General features: G+C 67.2%; 1 protein-coding gene. It reads left to right on the top strand.

Features of this window, described 5'->3' with window-relative positions:
* A partial coding sequence (locus tag AB4Y92_RS26660) for an NAD-dependent epimerase/dehydratase family protein (protein WP_441822357.1) occupies positions 1–363 on the top strand: 363 nt, incomplete at both ends.

Below are 363 nucleotides of genomic sequence, written 5' to 3'. Positions count from 1 at the left end.
CTCTCACGGGAGCCTTTGACGGCCATTTTCGCGAGAGCGACCCGCCAGCCCCGGACGATGCCTATGGCCGCTCCAAGCTGGCAGCAGAGCAGGGACTCGCGGCGCTCGGTCTCGACTGGATCTCGCTGAGGCCGGTTCTGGTCTATGGGCCCGGCGTCAAAGGGAATATGGCGTCGCTCCTGAAGCTGGCGCGTCTGCCGATACCCTTGCCCCTCGGCGGTCTCGATGCCCCGCGCTCCCTGCTCGCCATCGAGAATCTCGTCGACGCGATCCTCTTCGCGCTGACACCCGCCTGCCCGGCACGGCGTAGCTATACAGTTGCCGACCCCGAGCCCGTCAGCGTGGCCGAGATGATCGCGGCAG

The organism is Lysobacter sp. TAB13 (assembly GCF_052113885.1).
Lineage (GTDB): Bacteria > Pseudomonadota > Gammaproteobacteria > Xanthomonadales > Xanthomonadaceae > Lysobacter > Lysobacter gummosus.
The sequence above is the reverse complement of the archived record's forward strand: the minus strand, read 5'-3'. Positions and strand labels throughout refer to the sequence as shown.